General features: G+C 64.7%; 11 protein-coding genes and 1 riboswitch. Of the genes, 7 read left to right on the forward strand and 4 right to left on the reverse strand.

Annotation, left to right across the window (positions count from 1 at the left end):
• Positions 1-217 precede the first annotated feature (217 nt).
• Positions 218-595 carry a DUF6283 family protein gene (locus ABD301_RS10845; RefSeq protein ID WP_279582315.1) on the reverse strand — a complete coding sequence of 126 codons (378 nt, stop codon included), beginning with the start codon at positions 593-595 and terminating at the stop codon, positions 218-220.
• Between the two features lie 509 nt (positions 596-1104).
• On the opposite strand from ABD301_RS10845, the gene ABD301_RS10850 reads away from it, so the two are divergent.
• The 7 genes from ABD301_RS10850 (at position 1105) to ABD301_RS10880 (ending at position 9821) form a co-directional block, all read left to right on the forward strand.
• A complete protein-coding gene (locus tag ABD301_RS10850; RefSeq protein WP_344309477.1) occupies positions 1105-2088 on the forward strand; it encodes an AraC-like ligand-binding domain-containing protein in 984 nt (327 codons plus the stop codon).
• Positions 2089-2179: 91 nt separating this feature from the next.
• Positions 2180-2587, forward strand: a complete 408-nt coding sequence (locus tag ABD301_RS10855; protein ID WP_344309479.1) for a VOC family protein — start codon at positions 2180-2182, stop codon at positions 2585-2587.
• 13 nt (positions 2588-2600) lie between these two features.
• Positions 2601-3497, forward strand: coding sequence for an alpha/beta fold hydrolase (locus tag ABD301_RS10860; protein WP_163572241.1), 897 nt, complete (start codon positions 2601-2603; stop codon positions 3495-3497).
• Between the two features lie 150 nt (positions 3498-3647).
• A riboswitch (SAM riboswitch) is annotated at positions 3648-3761 on the forward strand.
• 18 nt (positions 3762-3779) lie between these two features.
• A complete protein-coding gene (locus ABD301_RS10865; RefSeq protein WP_344309482.1) occupies positions 3780-4364 on the forward strand; it encodes a GNAT family N-acetyltransferase in 585 nt (194 codons plus the stop codon).
• A gap of 1249 nt (positions 4365-5613) precedes the next feature.
• On the forward strand, positions 5614-6798 hold the full coding sequence (locus ABD301_RS10870; RefSeq protein ID WP_279582319.1) for a C40 family peptidase: 1185 nt from the start codon (positions 5614-5616) through the stop codon (positions 6796-6798).
• Positions 6799-7868: 1070 nt separating this feature from the next.
• Positions 7869-9053, forward strand: coding sequence for a cytochrome P450 (locus tag ABD301_RS10875; RefSeq protein ID WP_344309484.1), 1185 nt, complete (start codon positions 7869-7871; stop codon positions 9051-9053).
• A 36-nt stretch (positions 9054-9089) separates the two neighbouring features.
• Positions 9090-9821, forward strand: coding sequence for a MerR family transcriptional regulator (locus ABD301_RS10880; RefSeq protein WP_344309486.1), 732 nt, complete (start codon positions 9090-9092; stop codon positions 9819-9821).
• Positions 9822-10665: 844 nt separating this feature from the next.
• Here ABD301_RS10880 and ABD301_RS10885 read toward each other — a convergent pair.
• From ABD301_RS10885 to ABD301_RS10895, 3 genes are all read right to left on the reverse strand, one after another.
• Positions 10666-11052 (reverse strand): twin-arginine translocase TatA/TatE family subunit, encoded by a 387-nt coding sequence (locus tag ABD301_RS10885; RefSeq protein ID WP_344309488.1) that lies wholly within the window; start codon positions 11050-11052, stop codon positions 10666-10668.
• A 154-nt stretch (positions 11053-11206) separates the two neighbouring features.
• Positions 11207-11593, reverse strand: coding sequence for a hypothetical protein (locus ABD301_RS10890; protein ID WP_344309490.1), 387 nt, complete (start codon positions 11591-11593; stop codon positions 11207-11209).
• Entirely contained in the window at positions 11590-12966 is a 1377-nt protein-coding gene (locus ABD301_RS10895) for a DUF4331 domain-containing protein (RefSeq protein ID WP_344309492.1), read from the reverse strand. Before ABD301_RS10895 ends, ABD301_RS10890 begins: the two co-directional genes overlap by 4 nt.
• Positions 12967-13140 lie beyond the last annotated feature (174 nt).

Consider the following 13140-nt stretch of genomic DNA (forward strand, 5'->3'; position numbering starts at 1 on the left):
ATGCAGACCGACGACATCTGTCGAGCCCTTAGGAATTCCGCACCATTCGCTCATCGGCATCAGCTCGAATAGTAGAAGTCGAGATATTGCTGTCCGGGTTGAAAAGACTGAGCTGGTGGTCGTCGCGGCAGGCGTTGTGTGCGTACGCCAAACGGTGGTGATCGATTACCTCGTGGGGCGATGTATTTCGTCTCTCGCGTGTGGCGCCGCGGTCGAGCTAGGTGTTTTTGTCTCGGCACGACGCGAGGGTGGCGTCGTCGGGGTCAACGCCGTTCGCGACTGCCAGGTCGTGGTAGCTGGCGTACAGGTCGCGGTCGCAGCGAATCTCCTCGGAGCTAGGTCGGTGGAGGCGAATACTCAGGTTGCTTGCGGCACCGCAGAGCAGGAACCCGGCGCGGGCCCTTATCTCGTCACCGGGAGAGCTGTGGCAGGCGAACCGCTCGACGTTCAGGTCATAGGCGGTGCGTGCGCTATGACGAAAGACCTCCGCCGGGAACCTGCCGACTGCGGAATCGACGAGCCACGGGCAGGTCGTACAGGGCTCGATCTGGTACGGGCGCTGGTCCGGCTCGTCGTAGGTGGTGGTCACAGACACCGCTGCCCACCCTCGTCCGTCGGGTTCAGTGGCCACGACTGCATATTGCTCCAGGACCCGTAATTGGAGGCCGTCCGCATCGAAGGCAGCTGGCGACAGCCTGCCGGCCTTGCTGGCCGTCATGCGGGCGCTGGCCGGCTCGACCGGATGCTGGATCCAGGATTGGGGGCCCGCGTGATGACCTCTTGCGGACCATTAATGGTGGACAATTCTGTCGTCTTGTTTGAAAGGCGCCGCCAGGAGCGGCCCGGACTGCTCGGCGGTGCCTTGGCCAGTAGGCGATCGTCCGCCGACACCTAGACAGCCTTGAGCGGGTCGGGCGTGTGCGCGGTTCTTGCCGCCGCGCAAGGTTGCGAGGTCCTCCAGTTGTTGCATGCAGGACCCTGATCATGGGATGTCTTGCCAGCAGTGAACCGCATCTTTGGGCTGGCCAGAGCTGTTGTGCCAGCTCGTTTGCCGGTATCCGTGGAAGGCCCGCGTCCCTACTATTGGCGGCGGAGGACAGTGCGATGACGATCTTGATTCGTGCCGATGATGTGCCGGCGAGGCAGCGCCGCGAGGCTTGGCGGAGTGTGGCTGCGGAGTTGCTTGGCCCGCTTGATGTGTATGTGGATCCGGGTGTGCCGCTGCGGGGTGAGATGCACGCGGACAGTCTCGGTCCGCTGCGGGTGGGCCGGGTGCAGACCAGTACACCGCACGGGGTGCGGCGTACGGCCGGGCAGATTGGCCGTGACAGCCGGGAGCTTTATCGGGTGGTGCTCGCGATTTCAGGGAGTCCGCGGTTGCTGCAGGACGACCGGGCCTCGCAGCTGCGCAGCGGTGAGTTCGCGATCTACGACTTTGCCCGCCCGTACGAGCTTGCGTACGACTCGAGCGTCCAGCTCGCTGTCTTCAGCTTCCCGCGGGAGATGCTGGCGCTGCCGGCGGGCTCGATCGGCCTGCTCACTGCGGTCCCGATCACAGCGGAGGGCACCGGCGCGCTGGCGGCGCCGCTGCTGCGCAGGGTTGCGGCCGACATCGAGACGTATCAACCCGCCAGCGTGGCTCGACTGTCGACGGTGGTGATGGACCTGATCACCACCGCGGTCGCGGAGCGGATCGACCGCGTCGAGGCGGTGTCGGCACAGGTGCAGCAGCGGACGATGCTCGTACGCGTCCACGCCTTCATCGACGCGAACTTGGCCGATACCGCCCTCACGCCAGGCCTGGTCGCGGCCACCCACCACATCTCTTTACGTTATCTGCACCGGCTTTTCGAGACCGGAGACACGACGGTGGCAGCCTGGATCAGGCATCGGCGGCTGGAGAAATGCCGCCAGGACCTGGCCGATCCGGTGCTGCACGCGATATCCGTCAGCGCCATCGGTGCCCGGTGGGGACTTCCCGACTCGGCCCATTTCAGCCGCCTTTTCCATCGTACGTACGGATTGCCGCCCGTCGAGTACCGCCGCAGCTGCCTGCTGCCAGCGGCCGCGGCTGGTGTGCACGGATAGTCAAGCGGCTGGCGCCAGAACCCAAGACCGACCGGGTTGGCGCCGCACAGACTGTCGTTGTTCGCACCAGTGGGCGCGAACGACCACCAAAATGAAGGGCACCACGATGGCCGCGACGCTGTTCGTCAACCTGCCGGTCCAGGACCTGGACCGGTCCAAGGCCTTTTTCACCGCTCTGGGCTTCGACTTTTTCGGTGCGACCGATGACATGGCGTCGGTGATCATCAGCGAACGGACCCAGGTGATGCTGCTGAAGAAGCCGCTTTTTGCCTCGTTCATCACAAACGACATCGTCGATCCGACCAAGAGCACCCAGGTGATGCTGGCGTTGGGGCTGCAGGACCGCGCACAGGTCGACAGTCTGGTCGACAAGGCGCTGGCGGCGGGGGCGACCGCGCTTGGCGAAGCCCGCGACGAAGGCGGCCGTTACCAGCGCGCTTTCAGTGATCTGGACGGTCACCATTGGGAAGCTCTCTGCCTGGTCGGCCCAAACGACTGAAGGACGCCCCCCAGTGACGAAGGTAGTGAGTTCGGCGGACGGCACCGCGATCGCGTACGACAGGACCGGCGACGGACCGGCGATCGTGCTCGTTCACGGTGCCTTCACCGACAAAACGCATCCAACACTGGCTGCCGTGGCGACAGCGCTGGCGCCCTGGTTCACGGTGCTCAACTACGACCGTCGCGGCCGCGGCGAGAGCGGCGATATCCGGCCGTACGCCGTGGACCGCGAGGTCGAGGACCTGGCAGCGGTCATCGCGGCGGCCGGTGGATCAGCGATGGTGTTCGGCGGGTCCAGCGGCTCCGCACTGGTGCTGGAGGCAGCCCACCGCGGCGCCCCGATCACCCGGATGGCGCTGTGGGAGCCGCCATACCACGTGGACGAGACCGCGCCCTATTTGCCTGCTGATTTCGCGCTACAGCTGGGAAAGCTGGTCGACGCTGGCCGGCCGGGGGACGCGGTCGCGCTGTTCCTGACCGGTGCAGCGCAGGCCCCCGCCGAGGTGGTCGCCGCCATGCGGGCCGACCCGTCCTGGCCGGCCAGTGAGGCGATCGCGCATACCCTGGCGTACGAAGCCGCCGTGATGGGGCCGGGCAATGCCCTGCCGACCGTGCGCCTCCACACGCTGACGCAGCCAACGCTGGTGCTTACTGGAGGCGCCAGCCCAGCGTGGATGGTCAACGGCGGAATGGCAGTCGCCACAGCTATTCCCGGCGCTTTCCACCGGGTCCTGGAAAAACAGCAGCACAACGTGGACCCGACAGCGCTCCTACCGGCTCTCCTGGAAATTCTTTGCCACCACCGAAAACAGTCAGGGAACCTGAATGGTTCACCGGCGCAGAGGGCGAGCCGCTGGCATTTGTCGGGTTGGCGACTTTCGGTCTCCGCGGCATTCGCTTGGTGCTGAATCCGGTCATGCGCCTGAGGTCTGGACGACAGTCAGATGGCACGCAATTTCACTGTGCAACACCAATGTTTCGGCTGTCAAGCGGACGAGACCTGCTGATAGCGGCGGCTGAGTTCCGCTGGCGGGTCGGTGGTGTTAGCGTCGTGTACAGGTCATGAGTGCCAGCGCAAAGCCCCGGCTCGCTGGCCGGCAACCCTCCTGGGTGGGCGGGGTGCTCCGGGTGAGGACCGGGCCCGAGATGTGTGTGTCGGGCAAGCCGCGAAGCAGAGGAGTTGTGTGCTGATGTCCCGATTCTTTGGCGAGACCGCTGTGCCCGGTGAGTTCGCGCCGGTACGGTTTCGACCCGCCTGCGCCGAGGATGCCGAACGGATCGCTTTGCTGCATGCCGATAGTTGGCGCCGGCATTATCGGGGCGCGTACGCCGACTCGTTTTTGGACGGTGACGTTGAGGCCGACCGGAGCGCGGTGTGGTCGGCGCGGTTCGCCGGACCTGCCAACAGTGTGACTGTCGTCGCCGAGAGCGGCGACCGGCTGGTTGGTTTTGTTCACGTCGTACTCGACGAGGATCCGATATGGGGGAGCCTGGTCGATAATTTGCATATCGCACACGACCAGCGTCGGACAGGCCACGGTACGTACCTGCTGGGCTGCGCTTCGCGTGCGGTTGCCGAGCGAGCGACCGGCAACGGGATGTATTTGTGGGTGCTGAAGCAGAACACGGCCGCGCAGCAGTTCTACCGCGCGAACGGAGCTACGTGCGCGGAGGCGGCGCTGGTGCCGCCACCCGGCGGAGATCCAACCCGGCTCAAGGGCACCCCAAGCTGTTTGCGCATGGCATGGACCGATGTCGCAACGCCCCGGGGTTAGCGATACGAGACTCTCGAGTTCACGGATGGTCGACGATCAGAAGGATCGTCGCGAGGCTATCCGCTCTGTTCCTGCGCTAGTGGCGGCCGATCGGGGCTCATCGCCGCGCGTTCACACTGCCCGTTTGCCTTGCCGTCGCTTTGAACCAGTGGCCGCGGTGTCCTCAGATGGGAACCTGACTGTGACACCACGGCACCGAATGGGATCGCGCGGCGGCCAACGGCGAGAACCGTGCGGCCTCCCGCAGCCATCGGCTTGGAGACGGACAAACCGTCGGCAACCAGTCGACGGTATCGTCGTTCAGTTCCGCGGCCTTGTCCTCACAGCAAACAGAAATCCGTACACCAGGACGCCCGAGTGCAGCCGAACAGTCGAAGGCGAAGGTTGCCGGATGAAATCCATCAAGAGGCAATGTGCAATCGAGCCAACCTCGACCTGCTCCGGCGTCGCGTAGTTTCTTAGTATCTATCCTCGCCCGCCCAAATCGATCACAACCTTGCGCCAGAGCCAGACACAATGGTCCGTTGCCGCGACTTGTCCCCTGCTGCCGGTGCCCACCCGAAACGATGAAATGTGACGCATCTCTGAACCGCGAGAACGTAGCCCGCGAATACATAGGTATGGCGAGGCGATGCCGTGTAGTCCCAGTCAGCGCGCTCGGCCCGGGAGCACGCTCGACATTGATGGGGGTTGTGTTCGGTCAAGCGTTTGTGGGTTAGTTGATCAGCGGCAGCGCTGAAATCGGTCCGGATCGTCGGAGATCCCTGGTCGCCTGCGCGGGCTTGTCGGCACTGGACTGGTCGCGCTGCGCCGGGGTTCTGTTCGCTGAGACGGCGGCAAGAACAATGACGACGACTCGAGCGATGTGGAGGGGGCGGCGATCAGCGACGCGGCTAGCCGCAACCTCGCGCGCAATCTGGAGTATCTGGAGTCGGAGGTCACAGTGGCAGGTAATCAGACATCACCGGTCGATCGCCGCTGGGCGACACGCGTTACGCAGCGCATGCCCGTCATTCTGCTCGCGGGTTGTGCGACGGTCCTGGTTAGTGCGTCGGGGGCCGCGGCTGCGCAACTTCCGCTCAGTCCTCTCAACAGCCTGATATCTGCGGCATATGTGGATGCGCCAGCCGCTCCAACGCCTGGGGTTCCGAACCCGGGGACCACCGTCCCGCCGGTTCCGGTGCTGCCGGACGGCAGCATTCTCACGCCGCCGACAGGACTACCTGCGCCGCCGCCGGTCCCTGCTGTCGTGAATACCGTGCAAGCCCAGCAGGCCGCCGTTGAGGCGCTATCTGAGCAGCTGACGCAGCTCAAGGCGGATCTGGCAGGCAAGCAAGAGGCGGTGGGCGCCGCCTATCAGCGGTGGTCGTCCGCGTCCGAGGCATACCGCTTATTCATAAGTGGCACGTCAGCGAACCAGCAGATGCCGTACCTGAGCATGCTGGGCGACGGGCCGGTCGACGTCTCGACTGCGCGGCGCCAGCTGACCTTCGATGCCGACTTCAACGCGGCCGCGCAGGCGGTCGTGCAAACTGGCCAGGGGTATGCCGAGGCGTACGCGGACGCTGCGGCGGTTCAGGCCCAGCAGGCTGCGCTGCAAAAGCACTTCAACAGCCAGAGCGCCGCCCTGAAGACGCTGCAGACGGCATACGCATCCCAGCTCGCCGCCGCGACGGTTTCTATGGATACTTTCAACCTCCAGCTGGGCGATCAGTATTTGTCCGCCCTCGGTCCGGGCGGCGCGGCCGCACCGGCCGCCCTGCAGGCAGTCGCATTCGCGCTAGCCCAGCAAGGCAAGCCGTACGTCTTTGGCGCGTCGGGCACGGATTCCTATGACTGTTCGAGCCTGGTGCAGGAGTCATACCGGTACGCGGGGATTTCGCTGCCGCGTACAGCCCGGCCGCAATGGCGTATCACCCGGCCGGTGCAGGTCGACGCGCTTTTGCCCGGTGACCTGCTTTTCTTCGCCACAGACCGGAATAACTGGGACAGTATCCACCACGTCGCGATCTATCTCGGCAACGGCAAGATGATCCACGCGCCGCAATCCGGTGACGTGGTCCGGATCGCGCCAGTCTGGTGGGCCGAGTTCTTCGGCGCCACCAGAGTGGTCGGCGCGGTGCCGCCGGGCCAATCCGGAACCATTCCGACAATCCCTTCCGGTGGCGGAGGCCCGTCGCAGGGCAGTCAAACCGGGCCGCCCGTGAGCAAACCGCCAGTGCGTAAATCTCCGGTCACCAAACCGCCAGTGAGCAAACCCCCGGGTACGCCGTCAACGCCGACCAAACCTTCTACGCCGCCGGCATCGGTCCCGCCGTCTGACAGGCCTAACAAACCGCCTGCTAAAACACCAACCGAGACGGCGCCGCCCAAGGTCCCCATCCTGACCGAGCTCCAGCGGCTTCTTCTCGGCCTTACGACACCCCTGCGATGACAATGTCCTTATCCCCGATCCGCGTGCTGGGCCAGGGCGGCGAAGTGCCATGCCGGCAGTTTCCGGGCCCATCGGAGGTTCGACCGCGAACACCCGCGCAGAGCGATCTTCTGCGGGAGACCGCGGATTAGGTTTCAGACGGAGGCGTAAGAATGACGGCGGCGAGCCATTGCGATCATCGAGCACGTCGATTTGCGGGGATACGTCCATCGTGGAAAAGGCAGTCTTAGAACGGATCCAAGTCGACTTGTCGGTGTAACCACGATGCCGGGTAGGTGACGTCCGGGGCCAATAAATTCAGCAGCGCAGAAATGTTGCCGCCCCGCGACGCTGTCAAGAACGCGGAGATGTTCTGTCGTCAAGAGCTGATCTACGGAAGGGTTTCCGTGCAGCCGTTCTCGGGGTCGACTCGCTAGCCTTTTCAGGAAGAGGGTGATCGGTCGAGTACCTGACCCACCTCCTCGAACGGGACTCGAAAAGGTCGTGTAAACGAAGGCAACTCTTTGGGCTGGAGGCAGCCGATCGAGCACCCAGTAAGGGGCGGCCTACCGATTCGGCGAGTAGAAATTCATTGTCGGTCGGCGACCGGAGACGCGAGAGTGGCATTGGCGCGATCGTCAGTCAGAAAGACCTCGCGACGCCTTTTCTCACGCGCAGCTGGTCGAGACATTGCCGAGCTGTCACAGTGGGAAACCAGCCACCGGTGCCCGACGAGCAGACCGCCAAACCGCAGACACAAGTGTCCGTTGACAATGGTGATGACAAGGTGAATCGGATCCCCCACGTCGTGAAATTCTTCGCGTCAGGTGAGAACGTGTCAAAGCGGTACGGACACCGCTGGCGGTTATCGAGCCCGCGGACTTCCCTTTTCTTGAGCTGATGCGGCGGGCACGACGAGGAACGGATCCGGGCCAGCATCGCGGCGGGATCCGGGCGGCTTGTGGGTAAGGCAGCCGAGCCAGCGATCCTGTGTTTTCAGGGGGTTGACCTTGCCCCTGGGGCAGGGTTCGAGCATGTCAGTCGTACGGATGACGCCGTACTTCCGATGGCTGACAGAGACAGGATTTCCGATGAATATTCCCCAGGACGCGGTAAAGCTGCCGACCGAGCGGTCGCCCCGATGCCCATTCGACCCGCCCGCCGGACTGGCCGGGCTACGCGAGCGGCCGGTGCGCCGGATGTTGTTCCCCGATGGTCATCTGGGCTGGCTGGTGACCGGGCACGCGCAGGTACGCGCGGTGCTGGCGGACCCACGGTTCAGCTCCCGACACGAGCTTGGCCATTATCCGCTCGCCGACATCGGGACGCTGCGTCCGGCGCCGCCCGGGACGCTGACCGCGATGGACGCGCCTGAGCACACGCGTTTTCGTCGGCTGCTGGTCGGGCGGTTCACCGTACGACGAATGCGCCAGCTCACCGACCGGCTCGTAGAGATCTGCGGAGACCATCTCGACGCGATGGAGCAGCACGGTTCACCAACGGATCTGGTGGCGGCGTACGCGCAGCCGGTACCGGCGCTGATGATCTGCGAGCTGCTGGGTGTCCCGTACGCCGACCGGGAGGCGTTTCAGCGCCACATCTCGGTGCTGTCCGGGGTGGACACGTCTGTGGAGGATCAGTACGCGGCGTACCAGGCCATGATCGACTACCTGGCCGGGCTGGTGGTGGCCAAGCGGGCCGCTCCGACCGACGACGTGTTGAGCGAGCTGACGGCGAGCGACCTGACCGACACCGAGCTGGCCGGGGTGGCGACGTTCCTGCTGGGTGCGGGTTTCGACACGACGATGAACATGCTCTCGCTCGGCACGTACGCGCTGCTCAGCCACCCCGAGCAGGCGGCGCTGCTCCGGGCCGAGCCGGAGCTCGCCGCAGGCACGGTCGAGGAGCTGCTGCGCTATCTGACCATCGCGCATACCGGCGCCCGGTACGCGATCGCCGATGTCGAGCTGGACGGCGAGCTGGTCCGGGCCGGCGAGACGGTCGCGATCTCCCTCGCCGCGGCCAACCGCGATCCGGACAAGTACTCAGATCCGGACCGGCTGGACGTACGCCGGCAGACGAGCGGCCAGCTGGCGTTTGGGCAGGGCATCCACCAGTGCCTCGGCCAGCAGCTGGCGCGGACCGAGCTGCGGGTGGCGTTGCCGGCCCTGTTCGCCAGATTCCCGGACCTGCGCCTGGCCGTACCGGCCGAGGAGGTGCCGCTGCGCCAAGGGACGGACATCTACGGTGTGCAGCGCCTGCCGGTGGCATGGTAGTGCTGCGTCACCAAAACGAGAGGGACCCAGACGCGCATGATCACCATCGGCCAGCTCGCCGCGTCCGCCGGCTGCACAGTCAAGGCCGTTCGCCACTACCACGAGCGTGGCCTGCTGCCGGAGCCCGAGCGTGACGCGTCGGGCTATCGGCGCTACGGCGCAGAGCACGCGATCGCGTTGATCAAGATCCGGACACTCGCCGAAGCCGGCGTGCCGCTGTCCCGGGTGAAGGAGCTGCTGGCCGCCGGCGAAGACCAGTTCGCCGCGGCCATCGCCGACATCGAAAGCACGTTGCGCACCCGTATTCGGCGGCTGGAGCGCACCAGACAACAGGTCGCGCGGCTGCGGGCCGGCGACGAGCTGTTCGTGTCGACCGAGATCGCCGACTACCTGCGGCAGCTGGAGGAACTCGGCCTCAGCGAGCGTGGCATACGGATCGAACGCGACCTCTGGATCCTCATGCACACCGTCTCGCCGCACGACGCCGCCAGCTGGATCGCCGACAAGCTGACCGCGATGGCCGACCCCGAGTTCCGCGAGATCTACCGTGCATACGACACCGCCTACGACTGGCCAGCCGCCGACCCGCGGCTGCCGGCGCTGGCCGACCGTACACGCCGCTGGCTACTGATCCAACCGCCCAGCCCGGACCACCCGGCACCGGCCGCCGACCCGATAATCGTCCGGATGATCCGTAAGGATGGCCCGGCCACATCGCCCAGTTGGCGCCGACTCGACGAGCTACTCAGCAATCTGCCCGTGGATTGACACCAGGCACGTACCTCGCAAGCGGATCCGCCGGCGACGGTCACGGCCAAACTACAGCTCCTTCGGTGTTCTTAATCTCCGACATCACCCGGGGCGGGTGTTTCCCTCACATCCGTGCCCTCCACGACCCGGTCGGTGATCGTGGAGATCGTCGTTTTGGATACCTCGGCGCCGTACACCTCGGCCAGATGCGGCAGACCTCGCCGGTGCCGGGGCACGACCAGTGGGTGCTCGGAACAGGCGCCGCCGACTACCGCATCGTTCTTGCCGCGCGCCGCCCAGCTGTGACGCGAGGTGCAAACGTGGCGTTGTGGGCCGTCCAGGTCGCGGCCATGTGGAAGGTCGACAGAGAGACGCTGGCTGTTTCTTGGTTCGCCGAGGCGGGAAGTCGCCCGTGCGCAGATCGAGGCCGGGGTCGAGTGATTCTCGGTTCTGTTGGACCGTGACTCACGATGACGATCACCGTGTCGTGACTGGCAAGCCGCGTCCGGCTCGGCGCCGCCGTCGCGTACGAGGTTAGTGTTTACGGCGCGGGAAACCCGCGAGAATTCGTGGCGAGGTCTTCCTGGGCATCATCCATGGCAAAACGTTCTCGGCTCAGGTCATGAACACGTACTCTTTCAGTGGCTTAACGTCAAACGTGGGTGGCGCGCAGGTGTGCGGGCTGCGCTGGTCGTTCGTGGTCAGCGTCTTTGGTGCGGTCAGAACAAGAGCCAGCTCGTCTAGACCAGAGACCGGAATATTCCGAAATCCCTGGTATCCGGCTGCGCCCAGCGTCCTCAGATTTTCCTTTATGGCGGCGCCATAGCTTGGCGCCGCCCTGTGTACAACTCCGCCGTCGGACTCAGGTGCTGGCTGGATCGGCGCGGGCTTGCCCGTGGTCCGGCGCAGGGGTGGCCTTTGTTAGTGGGATCGGGGTGTCGGCGGTCAGGGCCGCGGCAGCTTCGTCCATTCCTCCCAAGGCATCTCGCAGCGGACCGAGCAGGGCCATCTCGTCGTCGTCGGTCAGGAGGTGTTTGCGGACGAACGTACGCGGGTTCAGGTCGGTCACGTCCAGGTCGACACCGAGCTCTTGCTGGAGCTGTGTGTTTGCCGTACGAGCCATGTCTCTTGCGCCGCGTAGCAGCCGAGCTGCGCTTTCGATCAAGCCCGGTAGCCGCTGGGGACCGACCACCAGCATCGCTACCACCAACAGCAGGATGACCTTGGTGAAATCCAGGTTGTCCAACACCGACCTACTCGCTTCCCGTCGAAGAGCGCACGTTTGTCATTGCCCAGCGCCGCCGTCGAGAGCGGTCGGCCTACCGAGAATGTGCACGGTCAGCGGCCTTTTAGGTGGTTGCTCGTGGGAACGGCGTGTTGATCGTTGTCGGCAAACGGATTTCCTACTCTGGCCAGTTGGCGAAGGCGACCTGCCCTCCAGTGATGTGCACCGGCAGGGTTGGTGTTTCGCCGCGTCGAAGGTAGGCCTCGTACGGACCGGCGGCGAGTTCGAAGAACACCGCAGAGTGCACCACCTGACCATCAGGCGCGCGGCGTGGCACTACCGCGACATGTGGCCGGGGAACAGCATCAGGCCCGCGACGTGAAGACGCCTCCTGCTCGCTGGTACGGGTGCGGATCTCGACTTCCATGCCTTCCAGTTCGGAGGGCATGTCCAATACGAGGGCGCCGATGTCGCCGCCGATATCCAGGACGACAGACAGGCCTTTTCCCGCATGTGGGTTCTCGGTCGTCGGATGGTGATGGTGGTGTTCGACGACGTCGGTCATGACGCGGCCGGAATACCGGGTTTGGTTTGGTAGCCGCCAGCGGGTGTACCCAGGTACGGGAAGGTAGCCAAGTAGTCAGAGTTGGTGTTACTGGTGCCGTCTTTGATCGCCGAGGTCGCGCCGTCAGGGGTGAAGGTCGGGTCCACCAGGGGAATGGTGAGGCCGGCGATCGCGCGCAGTTCGACGGTGACGACATCATCGAAGACGCGGCGTCCGTTGGGGAATCCGGCGGCGTCGCCAGCCACCAGCCCGAGTGGGTTAGGGGAGCTGGCCGGTGGGACAGCGACGTTGAGGCGCAGCATGTCTGCCTGGGTAGTTCCGGTGTAGTTCTGGAATCCGGGCACAACGCCTTTGGGAATGCCGGTGAGCAGGATCGCGGCAAGGTCGGCGCGGGGTTTGGTGTATGCGGCCAGTTTCGGGAACACCCCGGGGTAGAGCACCGGCAGAAGTCCCGCAAGTTCGGGTTTGATGACGTACGGGGCGTATTTGCGGTCGTCGTGGGGCTGGCGTCGGTTCCACTGGTCTTTTTCGGCCATAGGGACGATGACTTCGTTGAATAGTGGGTTTCCCAGTCGTGAGACCTGTTTGTACGAGCCGTGCCAGATCGATCCCAGCAGGTCGTCCAGCAAGTGGGACTGTTGGCGGCTGGCGGTGGCCCACACCCCGATGACGGACTTGGGGTCCATAACGTCGGTTGGCTTGCGGCCGTTGCGAACCAGATCGGTGATGGGGACCTGGAGCGCGATGCTGTGGACGTTGAGGCCCTGCAGGCCGTTGACGCCCGGGGCGGCCGCGGACGGGATCAAGTGCGCCATTTCGAACGGTCGCAGCGTACCGAGGTCGAAGATACTCCCGAGGTCAACGAAAAATCCGTCGGCTCGCTGGCCAGCGAACACCCGGCCGCCAGATCCGAGACTGTGGACCGCCTGGCTCGCCAGCGAGGTGTAGTTCGGGGTGCTGCGTGGGCCGATGTTCACCGGCGGCACAGACAAGTTGCGGCCAAGGGTTTGGCTACGGCCGTGTTCGACGCGGGTAACGGTGTACGACTGCGGGCGGTTCCAGGTCTGGTCACTCAGCGACGCGATCGGCCCGGTGTTGTAGAGGAACGTCTTCTTGTTGCGGATCGTGGTGTGGAAACGGAACTGGTACGTGATGTCCGCGGCAGCCGTGCCATTGTTGGAAACGTGGATCTCATACAGCACGTCGTCCCCGAACTCGTAGAAGTTCGGGCCACCGTAAGGATTCTGGAACGGCAGGAAGTTAGCGATCAGGGTGACGGTGTCCGACTTGTCAGGGCTGACAAACGCATACACATCAGTATTGTCGGCGACCGGGTCCTTGGAGATTTCAGGCGCTTCGCGATGCGAGGACATAACGTATCAGTTCCTTGTCGAGAGAAGGGCAGCGAATGACATCGAGAAACGATGCGTTGAGCACGGTGAAATTCAGACCGCTCCAGATGCGGCTTCACCAGCGAGCTGACGAGCCAACTCCGGATTGGTAACCAACACTTCCCGCTCGCCTACCAGAATCGCCATCTGACCGCG

Origin of the sequence: Fodinicola feengrottensis (assembly GCF_039530045.1) — a bacterium.
Classification (GTDB): domain Bacteria; phylum Actinomycetota; class Actinomycetes; order Mycobacteriales; family HKI-0501; genus Fodinicola; species Fodinicola feengrottensis.